Annotated in this window: 16 protein-coding genes and 1 tRNA gene; 1 reads left to right on the top strand and 16 read right to left on the bottom strand. The window is 56.8% G+C overall.

Translation table 11 applies throughout. The features are described from left to right. Positions 1-5: 5 nt before the first annotated feature. The 6 genes from ytxC to MGLY_RS01040 all read right to left on the bottom strand — a co-directional run bounded on the left by ytxC (position 6) and on the right by MGLY_RS01040 (position 6,454). The gene (ytxC, locus tag MGLY_RS01015) at positions 6-872 is read right to left on the bottom strand and encodes a putative sporulation protein YtxC (protein ID WP_156271342.1); all 867 of its coding nucleotides are present in this window, start codon (positions 870-872) and stop codon (positions 6-8) included. A gap of 187 nt (positions 873-1,059) precedes the next feature. Next, positions 1,060-1,134, bottom strand: a tRNA-Val gene (locus MGLY_RS01020). Between the two features lie 54 nt (positions 1,135-1,188). Beyond that, entirely contained in the window at positions 1,189-2,091 is a 903-nt protein-coding gene (gene lipA, locus MGLY_RS01025; RefSeq protein ID WP_156271343.1) for a lipoyl synthase, read from the bottom strand. Between the two features lie 203 nt (positions 2,092-2,294). After that, positions 2,295-3,674: a dihydrolipoyl dehydrogenase gene (gene lpdA / locus MGLY_RS01030; protein ID WP_156271344.1), complete on the bottom strand. Its 1,380-nt coding sequence runs from the start codon at positions 3,672-3,674 to the stop codon at positions 2,295-2,297. 42 nt (positions 3,675-3,716) lie between these two features. Further along, positions 3,717-5,045, bottom strand: a complete 1,329-nt coding sequence (gene glnA / locus MGLY_RS01035) for a type I glutamate--ammonia ligase (RefSeq protein WP_156271345.1) — start codon at positions 5,043-5,045, stop codon at positions 3,717-3,719. 275 nt (positions 5,046-5,320) lie between these two features. After that, positions 5,321-6,454, bottom strand: coding sequence for a PRK06851 family protein (locus MGLY_RS01040; protein ID WP_156271346.1), 1,134 nt, complete (start codon positions 6,452-6,454; stop codon positions 5,321-5,323). 185 nt (positions 6,455-6,639) lie between these two features. Between MGLY_RS01040 and MGLY_RS01045 the strand changes: the two genes are divergently transcribed. Beyond that, on the top strand, positions 6,640-7,128 hold the full coding sequence (locus MGLY_RS01045; protein WP_156271347.1) for a hypothetical protein: 489 nt from the start codon (positions 6,640-6,642) through the stop codon (positions 7,126-7,128). A 169-nt stretch (positions 7,129-7,297) separates the two neighbouring features. Here MGLY_RS01045 and MGLY_RS01050 read toward each other — a convergent pair whose 3' ends face one another. The 10 genes from MGLY_RS01050 to MGLY_RS01095 all read right to left on the bottom strand — a co-directional run bounded on the left by MGLY_RS01050 (position 7,298) and on the right by MGLY_RS01095 (position 16,259). Beyond that, entirely contained in the window at positions 7,298-7,708 is a 411-nt protein-coding gene (locus MGLY_RS01050; RefSeq protein WP_156271348.1) for a type II toxin-antitoxin system VapC family toxin, read from the bottom strand. Further along, positions 7,705-7,956, bottom strand: coding sequence for a CopG family transcriptional regulator (locus MGLY_RS01055; protein ID WP_156271349.1), 252 nt, complete (start codon positions 7,954-7,956; stop codon positions 7,705-7,707). The genes MGLY_RS01050 and MGLY_RS01055 overlap by 4 nt, the downstream gene beginning before the upstream one ends. Before the next feature lie 156 nt (positions 7,957-8,112). After that, complete coding sequence (locus tag MGLY_RS01060) at positions 8,113-9,216, bottom strand: M24 family metallopeptidase (protein WP_156271350.1); 1,104 nt, start codon at positions 9,214-9,216, stop codon at positions 8,113-8,115. A 25-nt stretch (positions 9,217-9,241) separates the two neighbouring features. Then, positions 9,242-10,489: a benzoate/H(+) symporter BenE family transporter gene (locus tag MGLY_RS01065; RefSeq protein WP_156271351.1), complete on the bottom strand. Its 1,248-nt coding sequence runs from the start codon at positions 10,487-10,489 to the stop codon at positions 9,242-9,244. Between the two features lie 77 nt (positions 10,490-10,566). Further along, positions 10,567-12,012 carry a hypothetical protein gene (locus MGLY_RS01070; RefSeq protein ID WP_156271352.1) on the bottom strand — a complete coding sequence of 482 codons (1,446 nt, stop codon included), beginning with the start codon at positions 12,010-12,012 and terminating at the stop codon, positions 10,567-10,569. After that, positions 12,012-12,632, bottom strand: a complete 621-nt coding sequence (locus tag MGLY_RS01075; RefSeq protein ID WP_156271353.1) for a 4Fe-4S binding protein — start codon at positions 12,630-12,632, stop codon at positions 12,012-12,014. The genes MGLY_RS01070 and MGLY_RS01075 overlap by 1 nt, the downstream gene beginning before the upstream one ends. 2 nt (positions 12,633-12,634) lie before the next feature. Continuing rightward, a complete protein-coding gene (gene dmpG, locus MGLY_RS01080; RefSeq protein WP_156271354.1) occupies positions 12,635-13,654 on the bottom strand; it encodes a 4-hydroxy-2-oxovalerate aldolase in 1,020 nt (339 codons plus the stop codon). After that, positions 13,651-14,526 (bottom strand): acetaldehyde dehydrogenase (acetylating), encoded by an 876-nt coding sequence (locus tag MGLY_RS01085; RefSeq protein WP_156276082.1) that lies wholly within the window; start codon positions 14,524-14,526, stop codon positions 13,651-13,653. Before MGLY_RS01085 ends, dmpG begins: the two co-directional genes overlap by 4 nt. 64 nt (positions 14,527-14,590) lie before the next feature. Then, positions 14,591-15,364 carry a 2-keto-4-pentenoate hydratase gene (locus tag MGLY_RS01090; RefSeq protein WP_156271355.1) on the bottom strand — a complete coding sequence of 258 codons (774 nt, stop codon included), beginning with the start codon at positions 15,362-15,364 and terminating at the stop codon, positions 14,591-14,593. Beyond that, positions 15,339-16,259, bottom strand: a complete 921-nt coding sequence (locus tag MGLY_RS01095; RefSeq protein ID WP_156271356.1) for a molybdopterin-binding protein — start codon at positions 16,257-16,259, stop codon at positions 15,339-15,341. The genes MGLY_RS01090 and MGLY_RS01095 overlap by 26 nt, the downstream gene beginning before the upstream one ends. Between the last annotated feature and the right edge of the window lie 110 nt (positions 16,260-16,369).

Genomic DNA, 16,369 nt, shown 5'->3' on the forward strand with positions numbered 1-16,369 from the left:
GACCGTTAGCGCTTTTGCAAAGGCTGCAAGCAGCGGCTGCAGCCGCTGCAATGGATGAGCCGCTCACCAAAAACGCTCTTGATGGTACTGATGGTGTTATGGTGACGTCCTTTATCCACAGCGTGCAGGACTACCTGGCGGGGAGCAATGGTTATCAGGGCGCTGATTAATAAATCCTCATAGTTGAGATCACTATCAGCCATATCGACGACAAAGCCTTCCAGGTAGTCGCCACTGAGGTTCCGGTTTTCGCCGTCATAGAGCTGGAAGCCGCCACCTGGACTTAAAACTACGTGGACTTTTTCCACCCGGGGCTCCTGAGCTTCCACAAAGTAGCGTAAAAGGCGGATGAATTCGTCATATTCCTTTTCCATCAGGTATTCATCAACGGCTTCTTCCAGGGCCTGGTCCAGTTCCATTAAATAATCCGGCAGGCGAAAGCGTACAAATCCGTCGATATTTAACCAGGTGTTTTCCTGGAAATACTCCAGTATGCGGGCAGCAATGGGCTCCCCCCGCTGCTGGAGCTGGAGGTAACTGTTTTCACCCTGATCCAGGATGGCCCGGGCCCGCCGGCAGATTTCTTCAATGGCCCCGGCATCCAGGCCTTCATACTGGCTTAAAAGCATACCTTCCAGTAAAGCCACTTCCCACCGTTCGACAATAAAGGCGGCCACAATCTCGGCCACCTGCTCTTGAAAGCGTTTCACTTCCCTTTTTGAAGGCCGGCGCGGTCCCGTTTCTAAAAAACAGCGGCAGAAATTAAAGCCCCCCGCCTGCCACAGGTGGAGGCCCACGCTAAAGCCAAATCTATGATTAAACTCGGCCTGCAAGAAGTCAATTGGCCTGGCGGTAATTAACGTGATATTCATGGGCGCTGAACCTCCTTGTGCTGCTATTATATGTGCCGCCCATGTTTTGTATACAGTTAAGCTGCCGCCAGGTTGTTTAAAAATAAAGCCATTGCAAGGCCTGGTGTACCGGCTGAAATTGGCACTGAGGTAATTTTTGTTAAAAAAATGACCCCTGCATTCTTGCAAAGGCCACTTCTTTTCTTCCTGGTGGGTCCGGCAGGGATTGAACCTGCGACCCCCTCCGCGTCAAGGAGGTGCTCTCCCACTGAGCTACGAACCCGTTTATTTTTATCTCCAGTGACGTTATATATTATGCCCGAAAAAGGCCAGTATGTCAAGAGCAGGAGGGCTTCTTCCCGGCCACTTTCTCACTAAACTCGGCAGCATGGTAAGAACTGCGAACAAAAGGGGCAGCGGCCACATAGAGGAAGCCCATTTCCCGGCCTTTTTCAGCGTACCAGGCAAAGGTTTCCGGGGTGACAAATTCCTTAATCTCCAGGTGCCCGGCGGAAGGCCGCAGGTACTGGCCGGTAGTCAGGATATCGCAGTCTACCGACCGGAGATCAGCCATTACCTGTAAAACTTCATCGGTTGTTTCTCCCAGGCCTACCATCAGGCCGGACTTGGTATAGATGGCCGGATCAAGCTCCTTCATTTTTTTAAGAACCTGAAGGCTACGCCGGTAGTCAGCTTGAGGCCGCACCATGGGATAGAGCCGCGGTACCGTCTCTACGTTATGGTTAAAAATATCCGGCTTCGCCCGGGCCACGGTGGCCAGGGCCTCCTCGTCACCGCGAAAATCTGGCGTCAGGACCTCAATATAGGCCTGCGGCAGGACGGCCCGCAGGGCGGCAATGGTGGCGGCAAAATGGCCGGCGCCGCCGTCGGGCAGGTCGTCCCGGGTTACTGAAGTTACGACGACATGTTTTAGCCCCAGCCGCCGCGCCGCTTCGGCCACCCGCCCGGGTTCATCCTGGTCCACTGTTTCCGGCCGGCCGTGCTCTACGGCACAAAAGCGGCAGTTACGGGTGCAGGTATTGCCCAGGATCATAAAGGTCGCCGTGCGCCTGGCAAAACATTCACCCTGGTTGGGGCAGAGGGCGCTCTGGCAAACGGTGTTGAGATGCAGGTCGGCCAGCAGCCGCCGGGTGGCTTCTATATCCCCGCAAGAGGGTAGACGCTTGTGCAACCATGAGGGCAGGCGCCTGTGCCTCGCTACCACTGATGATGTAGCCATTTTCCTACCCCTTTGCTTTCGCTAGTTTATATACCCTGCAATGCAGATGGACTCCTGGCCCCTTGATGAACTCCCTGGAAAAAGACTTCTCCCTAAAGTGGTGCTTCCTGGTAGAAGGATTCGACTTCAAGTACAGCATAGATTTTCATAGTTTCAGGGAGAGGGTGCAGCGCCTATAAGGAACTCCTTAGGAAACCTCGCTTTTACGAATGGATACTCATCCCATGGACGGCCTCGGCGGCTTCCATGACGGCTTCGGCCAGGGTGGGATGGGCATGGATGGTGGCTGCCAGTTCGGTAGCCGTAATCCCCTGGCTCACCGCCAGGGTGCCTTCGGCAATGAGTTCCGTGGCATGGGGTCCCATGATAAAGACGCCTACGACCCGGTCGCTTTCTGCCTCGGCAATTATCTTGACCATACCTTCTGTTTCCCCGCTGCAGAGGGCCTTGCCGCTGGCCAGGAAGGGGAATTTACCGACCTTTACCTTTAGCCCCCGTTCTTCGGCTGCTTCTCTGGTCAGGCCGACGCCGGCAATCTCCGGCAGGGTATAGATGCAGCTGGGCACGGCGTCGTAGTTGACTTTAGTGGGACGACCCATGATAGTCTCCACGGCCGCCAGGCCCTGGGCCGAGGCTACATGGGCGAGTTGAATTTTATTGGTAACATCGCCGATGGCGTAGATGCCCGGGACGCTGGTGCGCATATATTCATCGACGATTATTTCCCCTTTTGGTCCCAGGGCTATCCCGGCTTCTTCCAGGCCCAAGTCCCGGGTATTGAACTGGCGACCGATGGAGATCAACACCTTGTCAGCAGTTACTGTCTGACCGTCAGCCAATGTGGCCTTTACCCGGCCGTCTTCTTCCCGAACTGAAATAATCTGGGCCTTCGTCTTTATCTCCACCCCGGCCTTTTTCAGGATCATGCTGAAACGCCGGGAAATTTCACTGTCAATCATGGGGAGGATGGTGGGCATCATTTCCACAATGGTGACCTTGCTGCCCAGGGTGGCAAAGAGGGTGGCAAATTCGCAGCCAATGACCCCGCCGCCGATAATGAGAAGTTCTGCCGGCACTTCCGTCCAGGCCAGGGCCTCGGTGCTGGTTACGACGCTGTTGCCGTTATAGCCCAGGGCGGTAATCAGGGCCGGCTCCGACCCGGTGGCCAGGATAATGTTTTCGGCCTCGATATTTTCTACCGTGCCTTCGGCGGTGGCCACTTCCACCCGGCCGGGGCCTTTGAGCAAGCCCCGCCCTTTGATATGGTCAACTTTATTTTTCTTAAATAAGTAGGCAATACCCTGGGTCAACTGCTTGACCACGGCGTCTTTGCGCGCCGCCAGGCGGGCATAGTCCACCCGGTAATCCTTAACGTCAATACCAAAGGCCGCCGCTCCCTGGATGCCCTTCACCAGGGCTGCCCCGGCCAGCAACGCCTTGGTGGGGATGCAACCGCGATTGAGACAGGTGCCACCTAAAGCGTCCTGTTCGATTACTACCACCCTGGTCCCCAGCTGGGCCGCCCGGATGGCCGCCACATAGCCGCCGGGCCCGCCGCCGATGATGGCTACCTGGTAACGCATTCTGTACTTCCTCCCTGTTCTGATGCGTTTGTGTTTCCTAAACTAAAACTTGGTCAGGTACTGGTCTATTTCCCACTGGTGCACCCGGGTGCGGTATTCCTCACACTCGATCCGTTTGGCTTCCAGGAAGCGCTGGTAGATATGGGGACCCAGGGCTTCCTGGATTACCGCGTCCTTTTCCAGTTCGTCCAGGGCTTCATCCAGGGTGCCCGGGAGGAGTACAATGCCCCGCTGCTTCAGGGTATCCTTGTCCATATCATAGATATTTTCGTTAACCGGTGCCGGGGGCTCAATCCGGTTTTTAATGCCGTCCAGGCCGGCCTTCAGCATGACGGCGATGGCCAGGTAGGGGTTGGCCGACGGATCGGGGTGGCGTACCTCCAGCCGCGTGGACAGGCCCCGTTTGGCCGGGATGCGGATTAAGGGGCTGCGGTTTTGGGGTGACCAGGCAATATAGACCGGCGCCTCGTATCCCGATACCAGGCGTTTATAGGAGTTAACCGTGGGGTTGGTAATGGCCGTCATACCCCGGGCATGGGCCATCAAGCCACCGATAAAGTAATAGGCAATTTCACTTAACTGTAGTTTATCTTCCGGGTCATAAAAAGCATTTTTACCGTCGCGGAAGAGGGAGATGTTGCAGTGCATGCCCGAGCCTGCTATGCCATAAATGGGTTTGGGCATAAAGGTGGCATGGAGGCCGTGGCGCTGGGCAATGGTCCGCACCACGAACTTGAAGGTGGCTATATTGTCGGCCGTCCGCAGGGCGTCGGCATACTTAAAGTCAATTTCATGCTGGCCGGGGGCCACTTCATGGTGGGAAGCTTCAATTTCAAAGCCCATCTGCTGCAGGGTCAGGACCATATCCCGCCGGGCGTCTTCGCCAAGGTCAACCGGGGTCAGGTCAAAGTAACCGGCCCGGTCGTGGGTCTCCAGGGTAGGGCGACCGCTGGCGTCGGTATGGAAAAGGAAAAACTCCGCCTCCGGCCCGACGTTCATGGTAAAGCCCAGGGCTTCCGCTTCGGCAATAACCCGTTTCAGGGTTCCCCGCGGGCAGCCGATAAAGGGTGTGCCGTCAGCATTGTATACATCGCAGATGAGGCGCGCCACAGCGTCGCCGTTGGGGCGCCAGGGAAAGATGGTAAAGGTGGAAGGGTCCGGTCGCAAGTACATGTCCGACTCTTCAATGCGGACAAAACCTTCAATGGATGAACCGTCAAACATGAGTTCATTGTTGAGGGCCTTGGGTAGCTGCTCGACTGTTATGGCTACATTTTTTAAAACACCAAAGATATCAGTAAACTGCAGGCGGATAAACTTGACTCCCAAATCAGCAGCCTCATGTAAAATTAACTCCCGGCCACCGGCCATAAATTAGCTTCCCCTCTCTATAATGATGAAAGCGCCCCGGTAAAAGGACGCTCTTTACTTATACAGGTTGATTATATCATCCGCTCAGGCAAGATTCAACAATTTCTTAACTAAGGTTCCAGTTTTATATTCGCAGGTGACTACCACTTCCCAGGATCAGGCCTAAAGATAGCCGCCCCTGATGGTAACTTCTGCCCACCCGCCAAATTTTCTCTCCAGCACCGCACCCGGCGGCTACCTGATCCCGGCGCCCGGCAATCGTCCGGCCACCCCGACTATACCTGACCCAGGATTTCGGCTGCATAACCCAGGATGCGCTGGAGGATTTCTTCCCGTTTGGCATTAATGGCTGCAAAATCCATGGCCGGGATATAATAACTTTCCATATGGTCATGGGTAAGTTTCGCCTCCCGGATATGGGCAATGGCCCGGTCCAGGGCCGCCTGGTAACGGACAATGGCGCTGGCAATTTCATTGCCATAAAGGCTTAAATGCTCCCGGTCGATAAACCGGTTTAAATCTACGGCCATAGCCACCTGGAGCCCGGGGATGGCCTGGACATCAATATCATGGGGTGGCTGCCAGTTCATCGCCGCCACCTGGATTTCCGGGATAATAACCATATCAATATTGTTGGGGTCAAAGGGGCAGTGGTAAACTTCGGTATCCAGGCCCTTCTCGTGGGCCAGGCGTGCCACCGCGGCCAGGATCCCCGGAACACCGGTACCCGGGTCCCCGGCAATGGTGAAAAGCCGCCGGATGTCCTGGAGCAGGGTTTCCACGTTACCGGTAACTAACCCCTGGGGTGTCAGGGCCGTGGCAAAGAGATGGCGTTCCCGGGCCGGCCGGTTATAACGGGGCCGTACCCCGGCAAAAATAGCCTCGAGGAGTTCCGCCTTGGCCTGGTAGACCCGGGGTAAAATCATGCTCTCGGCCACATAGCTCTCCCACTCATCCCGGATCACCCTGGCCTCCTTTAGAGCACTGTAGGCAATGCGGTACAGGCGGCTGATGCGGGCGTTATCCTGGAGGACCTGCTCCTTGCTGGCCCGCATCTTATCCTCGTCCCAGTAGTCGCCCAGGTGGATGATTTCATCCACCGCCCCCGGGTTCTTAGGGTCAACGATGTGGGGGGCGGTGCCGTCGATAATGGCCACTTTGATTTTGGGGATGACCACTCCATCCAGGGAATTATTGTCCGAAGAGCAGCAGTGGAATTCTACGTCCAAGCCTCGCTCCAGCATGGCTTCGCCAATCTTACGCATGAAGGTGGACTTGCCCACCCCGGGACCACCTTTGACGACAAAGATGCGGGTGGCATCGGGTTCAATGATAAAATCGTAAAAGGAATAAAAACCCATGCAGGTATTGCCACCGGGAAATACCTTCTTTAACTTGCCTTTTGGCATGCTTTCCCTCCTTTTCCGGCTGCCATAATAGCGATCGCTCCAATACATGATATGCCCCCGGTGGCAGGAATTTCTGCTGCCCTATGAGGAAATGAATGGAACAACACTTTAGCTAATACTTAACCACCCGGCAGAGTTATAACACCTCAACCTGCCCCAATTGAATTTTCAGGAGGCCGTAAAGTTTGGACGTCGGTGAAAGCCTGGTCGGTTCTTACTTTAAATACGTCCTGGGCTGCAAGATTGTCGTTTACAACTGCCACCTGGAGGGCGGCGGCGAGATAGACGTGATCGCCCTGGCGCCGGACGGCAGCAAAGTCTACCTGTGTGAAGTGGCCACTCACCTGCGGGGCCTCCTCTACGGCGACAGCAACGCCACCACATGTACGCGCATAGCCCATAAAATCAAAAGGGCGGCTGCCTTCGCCGCCGCTAATTTTCCCGGCCGGGAGCCGGTCTTCATGCTCTGGGCCCCGGCCGTGTCCCGGGGTCTGGTGCGGGATCTGGTTGCCATAAAAGAAAACTGCCCCACCCAGGGCATCACGGTCGAGCTGGTCCTCAACCACAACTATACCGCCTGCATCCGCCGCTTACGGGAAGCGGCACGGCAAAATATTAAAACCACCGACGAACCCGCCTTCCGGCTGCTGCAGATCCTGGAACACCTGCGGTAAAATTTACCGTTCCTTATGGAAAAAATCGTGCCGGCGGCACATCCGGCCCACCAACGTAAGCCGCGCCCCGGACAAGGAGATAACCAGGCATCAGCGGCAGGAGTTCCGCCGGCACCAGTAAAAATCACGGAAAAGGAATTATGGGAATCATGGGGAAGAACATGAAAAATTAATACGGCAGCATGGTAAATCCGGCTACCACAAAATGATCATCAAATGCAAAGGCTTCATTAACTTTTACCTGTTGCATAACTGCAAAGGAAACAGCATCGGTTAGGGAAAAGGCTTGATCATCAAACTTACGTAAAAATTTGACGGCTTCCCAGGTAATATCAGCGTCGGCATATATCATCTTGACCTTTAACGACGTTGTTATCCTTTCCCACCATCCCAGGGCCACATCCAGGCCGCAATCCAGGCGTAATAAAATATAAGTTTCAGCCGCTACCAGGTTTGTGGTAATAAGTTGCCCATATTCCTGAAAAGCATTTTTATAAAACGTGCTGGCCATATTATGGTATTGATCGCGACGATTTACTACGGCTACCCAGGCAGAAGTATCTACGAATAGCTTCTTCACTTTTGCCAGTTCTCCTTCTCCTTCAACACCAGGTACTGGTCATGTTTATGCGCCAGATCAGTTCTTTTACCTGCACCCAGGCCAATGATTTCCAGAGCCGGGTCATCCGGGCCAAGGTCTTTATCCAGGCCACGATAAAGATACTTTCTAACCAGTTCGGATTGGGTCACCCCTTGTCTCTGGGCCACTAGCCGGAGACGTTCATGAAGGGTTTTATCAATATATACCTGTAAGGGAACCTGATTCATGAAAAAATCACCACCACATTATTTTTCATGTTAACATTATATGTGGCAGTCAGGGAAAAAGCAAGTATCTTCCACACCATCTAGGCCGGCACGCACATTTCCAGCTTAAAATATAAAAAGCTCCGGGATAACCCGGAGAGCGCTTCTATCATACCATCATACCCGCACCAGTTCCCGCGGGTAATCCGTCAGTATTTCGTTCTTATCCTTGCTGATATAAATTACATCCGTCACCCGGGGACCGCCGATGCCGGGACGGTAAATGGTCGGCAGGAGCAAATCCACTACCATGCCGGCCTCAATTATTTCCGCCCGGCCCTTACCGATAATGGGGTAAAACTCCGACTGGCGCAGGCCCACCCCATAGCCGGCCACGTCCAGGTAGCTGTTGCCGTAGCCGGCGGCCTCAACCACCTCCCGGGCGGCGGCATCCACTTCTCCTGCTGCGGCCCCGGGCCTTAAGGCGGCTATGGCCCGGCCCTGGGCTTCCAGCAGGACCTGATACACCCTTTCCTGTTCGGCCGGTATCTCACCCACGGCTACAGTCCGGCACATCTTGGCGCAGTAGCCTTCGCAGGTTGCTCCCAGGTGGATGACTACTACTTCGCCAGGAGCAATCTTTTTATTGCTGGCACAGGGGTGGGTAAGGAGGGTACGTTCCCCCGATACTACCTGGGGCCGGAAGGAAGAACCGCCTGAACCCGCCTTCAGCATGGCGTATTCCGCCTCGGCCAGGATATCGAGTTCCGTCACCCCCGGCCGGACGCTCTTAATGGCCGCTGCCATGCCGCGGCAGGCGGCTGCCGCCGCCCGCCGCAGGAGATCCACTTCCGCTGGTTCTTTAATGGCTCGAATATGATAGAAGATATCGCTCGCCCCGATAAAATTGCTTTCCGGAAAAGCCTGGCGCAAGCCGTCGTAAAGGGCGAAGTCGACAAAATAGCGCTCAAACCCGATACGTGGCTCCTTCAGGCCGTAGGCCCTAATCCGTTCTACAACCTTGCAGGCCAGGCTCTCCCGGGGGAAGAAATAGCCATAGGTGGTAAGCCCCGACTGTCGTTCCACGTAGCCTGCATCCAGCCAGAGGGTGACGGCGCAGGGTACACCCTCCCTGGGGATAAGCACGGCCAGGCACTCAATCTGGGTCAGGCCGGTGAAGTAGATCAGGTTTTCCCGGTTGACCACCAGGAGAAGGTCTAAATCCTTTTCCACCATTAATTGCCTGGCTCTGGCAAACCGGTTGGCAAAACGGGGCGCCAATGCTACCACTCCTTTTTTTACATCTTTAAAAGTCTTTAGGTTCCACCAGCAGGGAAACAATAACCCCCCCTACCAGGGACCAGAAGGGTGAACTGATCTTCAAGATGGTAATACCCGACATGGCGATTACCAGAGCAAAGAAGGCGCCGTAGCGGAACTTTTTGGAGGAAAAGGCCAGCTCAAATGCACTCAAAAGCACCCCGATCATGGCCAGGCCGGCCAGGAGGCTTACAAGTTGCGCTGGCAGGGCCTTGACAAAGGGCACTGCCACGCTGGCAAAGAGGCCAAAGGCGCCAAAGGTGATGCCGTTAACTATAGTCGCGGCGTAGCGGCCCGATTTGTCAGGTCCTGCCTCTTCCGAGCTGCAGATTGCTGTCATGGGGCCGGCAATATTGGCGTTGTGGCCGCCGAAGAAGGAGGTTATTATGCCGCCGATGCCACTGATGACAGTCATAGCGTTAATGGGTGCCTTGTATCCCTGGGCGGTCAGGACACCGTAGGCCTGGGCGTTTTCGGCGCCGATTACCAGTACCGCCAGGGGTATGGCAATGGCAAAGAAGGCTCCCGCGGAAAAGCCGGGCACGAAGAACTGCGGTAGTACCCAGGTTATTTTGACATCAGCAAACTTGAAGCCACCTACCAACAAAGCTACAACTACGCCAACGACCAGGGACCAGAGAATAGGTGACACCTTTTTAGTCAGCCTCTGACCCAGGAAATAGCCTGCCAGGGCGGCGCCGGCTATAACCGGTGCTTGCTGGGTAGAGGTCACAATGCCCGTGCCGAACCTGATCATAGCCCCGGCGATCATGGCCATGACTATCGGCAACGGGATCCAGCGCATGGCCTTACCGATCAGACCGGAGACCCCCAGGAGCAGGACCAGGATGCCAGCGATCAGATAGGCACCCACGGCTTCGTTAAACGGAAACAGGGGTAAGGCCGAGGCCAGCATGACGGCGCCGGGAATGGACCAGGCCCCGTTAATGGGCATTTTGTAGTACAGGCCTAGAATGATACTGATGAGACCGCCAAAGAAATAAATTGAAAATAACCAGGATATGGTTTGAACATCCGTAAGTTTTCCATTCTGGGCAGCATTCATAACAATCAGGGCAGGCCCGGAACAACCGAAAATGGTGGCCACTATTCCTGCCGTGATAGTGTTGGCGTTTAGTTTGCCCCAGAGATCACGCCAACCTTCACCAAATCCCGGGCCCTTTTCCCATATGGCTTCTTTGGGCTTTGATGACGTCTCGGTAGCTACGGACATTGTAGTTTTACCTCCTTTAGAGAATTTTAATTAATTTTGGCCCCCTCCGGCTGTCCAGCCGGAGGGGGGCTGTTTTTTTAGCTGGCGGCTTTTCCGAGAACGCTCATGTCTATGCCCCGCTGCCGCAGCCACTTGGGTAAGAGTTCATTCTCTACTCGCTCGCTGACGGCCGGTGCTTTCTTTAGCAGCAGTTCGGCCAGGGGTTCGCTGACGTTGATACCGCCCATGGCGCCGTCAAAGATGAGGACCTTGCGGGTACCGGTAGTCTTATAGGCAAACTCCATGGCCGCTTCCGTTGTTTCGGCCACCACCGCATGCTTCAAATAGGTCAGGTTCTGGGGGTCACGGTTGAAGAGGTCCGCCTGCTCCTGGCCCACTACCACCGTGGGGATGTGCTCGCTGAAGAAGGCGCTGGGATAACCCGTCCAGGCGTAGTTGTGGACACACATCTTGATGGCCGGGTTCAGCGGGGGTATATCTTTCAGGAGCGGCCTTCCTGCCTTGCCGTAGAAGGCTTCCGTGTACCAGGTATAGGCCGGCAGGGGCAGGTCCAGGTCGTAGAGGTCGGTATTGGCCCCGGCAAAGTTGGCGTAAATGACCCCGGCCGAGAAGACATACACCACCGGGCAGGGGAAATCCAGGGCGGCAATGCACTCGTCGATCTCGCCGAAGAGGGTCATCATCTTACCGTAGTAACGGCAGCCGATCTGGGTCACCCGGTCGTTCAGGGCATAAAGGTCGCTGTCGGCGTCGACGCCGATGATGCCGTTGGGCGCCACCGTCAAGAAAGAAGCAAAGGCAAACTTGCCCTGGACAAAGGGCGAGTCAAAGATAGCCCTGGCCGTAAAGTTGGCCGCCCGCGGCCCCAGGTTCTGGTGATAGGTGGACCGGGTCTCAATGCGGGCGTAGGACATGCCGAAGGGTTTCACGGCCCGGTCTACCTGGCGGTGGAAGTGGACCTCGCGCACGTCGCTGTTATGGGCATGGACAATCCAATCGGCGTCGTAAATCTTGCGGATGCCGTACAGCGTGCCTATCTCGGTTTCAATGGGTATCCCCTGGTCGATGGGCGCCACGCCGATGGCCTTGCCTTCAAAGTGTTTATCCAGGCCGTAGCGCTTGATATACTCTTCCGTCTCCCGGAAGCGCAGGCCCACCCCGGCCCGCAGGCGGATATTGTTACACCCCGTCCGGGCTTCGATGACGTCTTTCAAGGTCTTCAGCATCTCGGCGTAGGGCTCGCCGCCCAGGAGAGTGAAGCCGTGGTGGGAGGCCAGGATATTGACCGAGTGCTCCGGCTTGATCCTGCTCATGTCGATATTTTTGAGGGCTTCCTCCGTTGCCTTCCGGACGGCAGATACTCCCCCGGCGCCGGGATAAATTACTTCCGGCAGGTCGGGGAAAAGCTCTTTCAGTAAGACGGAGGTCATGCCCGGCAACTCGCTGACGCGAGTTTTAACCAGGGCGGGGTCAATACCATACTGGGATTTCCTCGGTGGTATAGGTGTAATGGGAGGACGCATCAGGATTCCCTCCTTCCCTGCAGGGGGGCTGCCACTACCCGGTCCAAAAGTTTGATGTCCTCGTCAAAGTAAAAGCCGCGGGTAGCATACTTGTGCTTGACTTCGTCCGGTATTTCCCACACCGTTACCGTCCGGCCGTACCACTGCCAGCCGTCTTTAGGCGGTTCCGGTTTGATGCCGGCCGCTTCCAGGAGGCGCAGGATGGGCTGGATGCACTCCACCTTGCAGCCGGTACGGGCTCCCGTGAGGAAAGAAACCTCTTCCGGGGACCTCGCCCCCTGCAAAATGGCGGCGGCGACTTCTTCCGCCCGCGTGGCAGTGCAGTAGCAGATGATCTGCTCCGGGTTGAGCCGGGCGCGGCGGCAGATTTCTTCCACCCGGGCATAGTCAACGGCACTGACGTCGACTTTGACCACTACCGGTTGCTCCCGCTTTACCATGGTAATGGCGTAGTCCGGGCAGCGCTGCTCGCAGGCGGCGCAGCCGCGGCAGCGTTCCGTGTCAACCACAGCCTTGTGGTTTTCTACTTTAATCGCCAGCACCGGGCAGACCTTCTCGCAGGTTTTGCAGCCCCGGCACTTTTCGGCATCGACTGCCGCCAGTAAATTGACCACCTTCAAGTTTAAACCCCTCCTTTCTTTTGTGCCAACTGGTAAGCAACATCAACAATCATGTCTTCCTGCCCGCCGACCATTCGCCTCCTTCCTAGTTCTACCAGGATATCCCGGGGGTCGAGGTTGAATTTCTCGGCCGCCCGGTAGGTATGCAAGAGGAAACTGGAGTAAACACCGGCATAGCCCAGCATCAGGGGTGCGTTGCGCACCACCTGGGGCCGGTGCATGATGGGTTCGACGATATCTTCGGCCACATCCATTATCTTGTAGAAATCGACACCCGTCTGGTAGCCCAGCTTCTCCAGCACGCCTACCAGGGCCTCGGTCTGGGCGTTGCCGGCCCCGGCCCCTAAACCCCGGCAGGCACCGTCCAGGAAAGTCGCGCCGGCCTCTACCGCCGCCAGGGCGTTGGCCGTAGCCATGGTCAGGTTGTTGTGGGCATGGAACCCCACGGGTACTTTCACAGCTTCCACCACGGCCCCCACCCGGGCTTTGACGTCTTCCGGCAGCATGGCCCCGGCGGAATCGGCTACATAGATAAAGTCCGCCCCGTATGATTCAAAGAGTCGGGCCTGCTCGACCACCTTTTCCGGCGGTGCCATGTGGCACATCATCAAGAAACCGAAGGCCTGCATCCCCAGCTTTTTGGCCATGCCGATGTGCTGCTCGCCAATATCGGCTTCGGTGACGTGGGTGGCCACCCTTACGGCCTTCGCGCCGCAATGAGCCGCCATTTCCAGGTCTTCCTGGGTGCCGATGCCCGGCAGGAGCAGGACTGTCAGGTTGCTTTTTTTAATGGCCCCGGCCGCCGCCTTGAGCATTTCTTCCTCGTTGAGCAACGCCCAGCCGTAGTTATAGGAGGAACCGGCCAGGCCATCGCCATGGGAAACTTCGATATATTCCACCCCGGCAGCGTCCAGGCCGCCGGCAATGGCGGCAATTTGTTCGGCCGTGAACTGGTGGCTGACGGCATGGCTGCCGTCGCGCAAGGTTGTATCGACCACGTGGATAAGCTTGGTGTTTTTCATGCTGCCACTTCCCCTGCTAAAATCTTTTGGGCCAGTTTTTCCGCTACGGCCACGGCGGCGGAGGTGATGATATCGAGATTGCCGGAGTACCTGGGCAGGAAATCGCCGGCACCCTCCACCTGGATGATTGTCGTTACCTTGTTCCCGTCCAGCAGGGGCGGCACCCGGAGCTGGTAGCCCGGTACGTAGCTCTGGATTTCCTTTACCATGGCCTCTACCGAGGCCCGGATGGCCCGCTCGTCCGGTTTTTCTACCTCAACGTAAATGGTATTGGTCATCATAATGGGCGGCTCGGCCGGGTTCAGGATAATAATGGCCTTGCCTTTTTGGGCTCCCCCGACAACGGTAAGAGCTTTAGCCGTCGTCTGGGTGAATTCATCGATGTTCTGGCGCGTGCCCGGGCCGGCGCTTTTGGAAGCAATACAGGCTACAATCTCGGCATACCTGGCTCCCGCCGCCCGGTTGATGGCGTGGACTATGGGCACCGTAGCCTGGCCGCCGCAGGTGACCATATTGAGATTGGGCTCAGCCTTGACCTGGTCCAGGTTAACACAGGGCACGACATAGGGGCCGACGGCGGCCGGCGTCAGGTCGATGGCGATTTTACCGGCCTCTTTTAAAAGCGGGGCGTGCTGCAGGTGGGGTTTGGCCCCGGTGGCGTCGAAGACTATTTTTATGTCTTTATCCTCCAGGACAGCCTGGACGCCTGCGGTAGAGGTCTTGATGCCTAGCCCGCGCGCTCGTTTGATGCCTTCGGATTCGATAATGCCGGTCATCAGGGCCATCTCCAGGTGCCGGCTGCGCAGGATCTTGTACATCAGGTCGGAACCGATATTCCCCGGGCCGATGACGGCCACTTTAACTTTATCCACTGTCACATCTCCTTTTACCATTTATTCACGGATGGGCTTCGCCGGCCAGCAATAGCGCTCTATGCTATACAAATTTCAGGCTCAGGCTCCCCAGGCCGTAGAAGGATACGGTGAAGACATCGCCGGCGCCGGCGTTTTCGGCGGCGGTGACGGCGCCGGAGAGGATGATCTCCCCGGCTTCCAGGGCGATATCAAAGGTGGCCAGCTTGTTGGCCAGCCAGGCCACGGCCGCCGCCGGGTGCCCCCAGACGGCGGCACCGGCGCCGGTACTCGCCACTTCCCCGTTCTTTTCCAGCACCATGCCGATGAGGCGCAGGTCCAGGTCTTTGATGGGCACCATACGGCTGCCCAGGACCAGGCGGGCGCTGGAGGCATTGTCGGCAATGGTATCCGGGAGCTTGATCTTCCAGTCGCGGATGCGGCTGTCGACAATCTCAAAGGCCGGCATAATGCCTTCCGTAGCCCGGTAAACGTCGGCAATGGTCACCCCCGGGCCCTTAAGGGTGTCCTTTAAAATAAAGGCCAGTTCCCCCTCCACCCGCGGCAAAAGAAGTTCCTCCCGCCGGCAAGGTTCTCCCTCCAGGAGCAGCATGTTGTCCAGCAGGTGGCCGTAGTCGGGTTCATTGACCCCCAGCAGCTGCTGCATGGCCTTGCTGGTCAGGCCGATCTTTTTACCAATAACCTTGCTGCCCCGCCCTTTCTTCATCTCAATGCCGGCCAGCTGGATGCGGTAGGCATCCTCTACCGTTAAATCCGGATAAGTAGTGGTCAGCGGTTCAATGGGCCGGCAGCTGGCTTCTGCGGCCAGGAGTTCAGCGGCAATGGCCTGGTAATCCATCTTCGTGGCCTCCTTCTTTCATTACGTTGCGCCAGCGTTCCCGCAGGGCGCCGGCTATATATTCTGCCAGGGCGCCTTTTTCCAGTCCCTGCTCCAGGCCGGCTAGCAGCCGGTCGCAGCCCAGCCGGGCTTCTTCATGGGGACCGGGCAGGGCCACCAGGCGGGCTATGCCCACCTGGCCCACGGCAATGCGCACCCCTTCTTTATGATGGCGGTGATAATCAGGTTTAAACTTCAAGATCCAGGGAGTACAGGCCTCCGGGTCCAGGCGCAAGATGGCTTCAATGCTGAAGTCCTTGTCCTCGGCCCCGACGCCGCCGGTGGTGATCAGCAATCCATAACCTTCTTCCAGGGCGCCTTCCAGGCGGTTGGCCACCGCCACGGCGTCATCCTCCAGGATCCCGCCGAAGCTCGTGCGGTAGCCTGCTTTTTCCAGGGCCGCTATAATATAAGGCGAATTGGTGTCTTTGATCTTCCCGGCTATAACTTCCGCTCCGGAAGCAAAGACCGCGGCCCGCCGGGCGACGGCCCGGCTGATACCCCGCGCCAGGGCGGCCGATTCCGCCAGTACCCGGGCCGCCGCCTCCGGCTCCAGGGCAATTACCCCCAGCACCCCTTCCGAGTGAACGGCGGCTCCCGGTTTTAAAGTTACCCCCGGCAAATCCGCCAGGCGCCTTAAGATTTCCTTCTCCTTGCCGGCTACTGCTTCCGCCCGCACCCTGCGCCGCAGGATATCAAAGGCCACCAGCCCCGGCCGGACGTCCACCACCATTACTTCCTGAGCTGGTAGTTCCATGGCGGCGGCTGCTGCCGCGGCCACCTGGCCCAGGTCGGCGGCGGTTAGTTCAATGTTATCGATCCAGAAGGTCGTTTTCTCCAGCAGGTCCCATTCCACGGGGTAATCCCCCCTTCTCATAGTATTTGACCCGGCCCCGCTTGCCATATGATGGCAACAGGATAGTGTATAATTTGCTTGAGTTGGAATGTACAGGAAAATGTTATCCT

The organism is Moorella glycerini (genome assembly GCF_009735625.1).
Taxonomy (GTDB): domain Bacteria; phylum Bacillota; class DSM-521; order Neomoorellales; family Neomoorellaceae; genus Neomoorella; species Neomoorella glycerini.

Coding starts and splice junctions, on each gene's coding strand:
- MGLY_RS01065 (WP_156271351.1), bottom strand. CDS start 10,489: ATGTCCGTAGCTACCGAGACGTCATCAAAGCCCAAAGAAGCCATATGG.
- lipA (WP_156271343.1), bottom strand. CDS start 2,091: ATGGCTACATCATCAGTGGTAGCGAGGCACAGGCGCCTGCCCTCATGG.
- ytxC (WP_156271342.1), bottom strand. CDS start 872: ATGAATATCACGTTAATTACCGCCAGGCCAATTGACTTCTTGCAGGCC.
- MGLY_RS01055 (WP_156271349.1), bottom strand. CDS start 7,956: ATGAATCAGGTTCCCTTACAGGTATATATTGATAAAACCCTTCATGAA.
- dmpG (WP_156271354.1), bottom strand. CDS start 13,654: ATGAAAAACACCAAGCTTATCCACGTGGTCGATACAACCTTGCGCGAC.
- lpdA (WP_156271344.1), bottom strand. CDS start 3,674: ATGCGTTACCAGGTAGCCATCATCGGCGGCGGGCCCGGCGGCTATGTG.
- MGLY_RS01090 (WP_156271355.1), bottom strand. CDS start 15,364: ATGGATTACCAGGCCATTGCCGCTGAACTCCTGGCCGCAGAAGCCAGC.
- MGLY_RS01070 (WP_156271352.1), bottom strand. CDS start 12,012: ATGCGTCCTCCCATTACACCTATACCACCGAGGAAATCCCAGTATGGT.
- glnA (WP_156271345.1), bottom strand. CDS start 5,045: ATGGCCGGTGGCCGGGAGTTAATTTTACATGAGGCTGCTGATTTGGGA.
- MGLY_RS01040 (WP_156271346.1), bottom strand. CDS start 6,454: ATGCCAAAAGGCAAGTTAAAGAAGGTATTTCCCGGTGGCAATACCTGC.